Source organism: Corallincola luteus (assembly GCF_004336975.1).
Classification (GTDB): domain Bacteria; phylum Pseudomonadota; class Gammaproteobacteria; order Enterobacterales; family Neiellaceae; genus Corallincola; species Corallincola holothuriorum.
In genome coordinates this window covers 1-3,003 of sequence record NZ_SJXE01000027.1, presented here as the reverse complement: position 1 = coordinate 3,003, position 3,003 = coordinate 1, and the positions used below count along the sequence as shown (strand labels likewise).

The window sequence follows — 3,003 nt, the reverse complement described above, 5'->3', positions numbered from 1 at the left end:
TTATAAGCGGGCAATTATGTTTCATTTCGGTGGGCTGGACTTGGCACCTACCCACTCTAATTAGTGAAGGGCCATATATATACAGTTGTAGGTCAGGTTGGCAAAATCTGCCAGGATTTTAGGTTCTATACGGAAAAGTGATTCTTTCTTTGCCGGAACTCATTATCTATATCTTGTTGAATATATTGACCTTTACAGCCTGGATCTGCTGCATGTTAGTTCCCTTGAGAACCCAATTCTTCTTTTTGTATGTCAGACAAGAGTAAGTCAAACGAGAGTGTGTGATGTAACACATTGATAGTAGGAAACTTAGCGCGTTATAGTGGGGAAATTATCAAAGGCTGGATGCTGATGTTTAGGCAGAATTCAGCCTAATACACTGTTGTACTCGCCGAGGCAGGCCTCGGGGAAGTCTTTTTTAGCTAGATTGCTGGATAAATAAACAGTGGTTTGCTATAGCTTAGTCCATGAAAAGGACACTGCAAACGCTGCTGGATCAGCACTTCGATGAATACCGCCGCCACCATGGTGTGAGCCTGGATCAGGCGCGTGCCGTCTCCCGTATTCGTGATTGTCGCACCGCTCGATTAGGCGGGCATATTCAGTGCTGCCCGCAAGGGCATGTGCAGGGAGTTTGGTATAACTCCTGTAAGCATCGTGCTTGTCCACAATGCAGCGGATTACCTAAAGAACGATGGCTGCAGCACGTCCAGTCCGTGCTACTTGATTGTCCTCATCATCATATGATCTTTACCCTCCCTAGTGAGCTGCATGGGTTGTGGCGTTTTAACCGACGCCGTTTGACCGATCTGTTGTTTAACGCCGTCCACAGCACATTAAAAACCTTTGCCAAAGATCCGCGCTACTTAGCGGCGATGCCAGGGATATTGTCGGCCTTACACACGTGGGGACGCGATCTGTCTTTACATCCCCATCTGCATTGTTTGATCAGTCATGGCGGGTTGACCGAACAAGGCCAATGGCGTGAACCTAAGAAAGCGGTGTTATTTCCACAAAAGCCACTGATGATGGTGTATCGGGGGAAGTTACTGGCGGGACTAAAGCAAGCGTTAAGTGAGCAGGAACTGACGCTGCCGGAGGGCAGATCAGCCAGTTCGATGACACAGTTATGCAATCAGTTAGGGCGTAAGTGTTGGGTGGTTCATTGTTGTGCCCGTTATGATCATGCCAGTGGGGTGGCGAAATATCTGGCGCGTTACATCAAAGGCGGCCCCTTGCGAAACCAGCAACTGCGGCATGTCAGTCAAACCCACGTTACGTTCAGTTACCAATCCCACCGCAGTGGCAAAGGTGAAGTCAGCTGTTTACCGGTGGCGACATTCATTAGCCGCTGGTTGGCGCATGCCCCGCAACACGGAAAGAGCAGTGTGCGTTATCTGGGACTATACAGCGCAGGCGGAAGAACGAAATTGAACCGTGCCCGTCTGCAGCTTGGACAGTCAAAGGTAAGCCAAGGTGAATTTATCAGTTGGCAGGCTTACCTGATTGGTTGTGATGTACCCCGCGTGTGTGATGTTTGCGGGGCATCGTTAATACATGGTGATAAGGAGGTGCCTGTTCATCATGCGGCTTAATCAACATACGGCACTGTGTTTTTGGCGCGGTGGAATGCTGTGTGGGGACAATCTGACCGAGCGCAAGTTATGAGTTGCTCAGTATTAACAGAGTGTTGCGTTAAGTTAGCAAAGCACGGCATAGTGAGTGTAATAGATAACGTTGTTCGTCCATAGCCACGGCGGTGCGGGTGTACAACAAGTTTGATAAACGAGGAACCACCCAGAGAGCGGTGGTTTTATTTGGGCGCGTTATAGGTCCTGTTATCAAAGGCGTTAGCATTAATCATGAATCGAATCTATCCATATAGCTGTACAACGACTAGGTGTGATACAGGTGATGTAATACTCGATGAAAAATTTAACCTGCGCCTAAGTCACTCTGCTTCCTTAAAGGAACTAGAGTTGATCGAGCTTTCCAAAAGAGCTGGCGGAGGTGTGCATTGGGCACCAATTCTTCCTCATAATTGGGATGGACTAACTCAGGAAAAAAAATCCGATATAGTTGAATCAAACGAATTTGATATCAAGGTCGAAGGAATCTATTTTAGAAACGAAGTTAATCTTGAGGATATACAGAAGATAACTGCTTATCCAGAAATCGATGGATTACACATCATGCGCAGTACACTGAAGGATGAAGATGTTAGGCTTTTAACTTGCTTCGTCAACCTAGATCATCTTCGGCTACGTGGCATCCAGTTCAGTGATGTTGTTATCGAGTATGTTGCTGAACTTAAGAAACTCCGAAACTTGGATATATTTGAAACCTCTATATCTGAGTCTGGTGTTAGTAAATTGAATCGTCTGCTTCCGAATTGTAGTATTTGGGGACCGTAAAATGCTAACAAAGCCATCAAAATTCGCGCTTTCAGCGCTGGACTCGCAACAAGTTGCTCGCCTTTTATGGCGACGTTACGTTTCAGTTCGAGAGCTATAAATGACTGATCCTTTTGATAGGTCCATCCCAGGATACACAGAGCTTAAAGGTTGGCCAAAGCCTCCTGTTTATCCGGAGAGTATTTCTGAGATCTGTCTTTATCGGGATGGTACTGTTGTGGTTTCCATTCAAGGTTCGATGGACTTCTTTTTTGAACCTAACCTTGGACGGCTTTGTTATGGGGATAGCCATAAAGCAGATAATGCTGCCTTTATTAAAAAGGGATCACATTTTGAGAGCGAATTATACTCATACTTCGAAACCGCCAGAAAGAAATTGAGCATAGAAGAATTTTCTTTATCAGATATAAAGCTCTTTAATAAATGCTTCAAAAGGGCCAAGGTATATTCCGGAGTTTAAAACGTAACAAGTACGCGCAGTGGATTGGTTACGCTGCGCTCCACCAACCACTGGCGCTGGAGGATCCCCTCATAAATCCCCCAGTCCAGCGGTGTGAACCAGCCTTAAAAATTCATTCATAGCCCAGCG

General features: G+C 46.2%; 3 protein-coding genes. All 3 read left to right on the top strand.

Annotated elements, in window-relative coordinates; all coding sequences use genetic code 11:
* Positions 1-467 precede the first annotated feature (467 nt).
* The 3 genes from EZV61_RS19340 (at position 468) to EZV61_RS19330 (ending at position 2,874) form a co-directional block, all read left to right on the top strand.
* Positions 468-1,595 (top strand): IS91 family transposase, encoded by a 1,128-nt coding sequence (locus EZV61_RS19340; protein ID WP_131417683.1) that lies wholly within the window; start codon positions 468-470, stop codon positions 1,593-1,595.
* Positions 1,596-1,862: 267 nt separating this feature from the next.
* Positions 1,863-2,414, top strand: a complete 552-nt coding sequence (locus EZV61_RS19335; RefSeq protein WP_131417681.1) for a hypothetical protein — start codon at positions 1,863-1,865, stop codon at positions 2,412-2,414.
* 100 nt (positions 2,415-2,514) lie between these two features.
* A complete protein-coding gene (locus EZV61_RS19330; RefSeq protein ID WP_131417679.1) occupies positions 2,515-2,874 on the top strand; it encodes a hypothetical protein in 360 nt (119 codons plus the stop codon).
* Positions 2,875-3,003: the final 129 nt, after the last annotated feature.

Coding starts and splice junctions, on each gene's coding strand:
- EZV61_RS19335 (WP_131417681.1), top strand. CDS start 1,863: ATGAATCGAATCTATCCATATAGCTGTACAACGACTAGGTGTGATACA.
- EZV61_RS19340 (WP_131417683.1), top strand. CDS start 468: ATGAAAAGGACACTGCAAACGCTGCTGGATCAGCACTTCGATGAATAC.
- EZV61_RS19330 (WP_131417679.1), top strand. CDS start 2,515: ATGACTGATCCTTTTGATAGGTCCATCCCAGGATACACAGAGCTTAAA.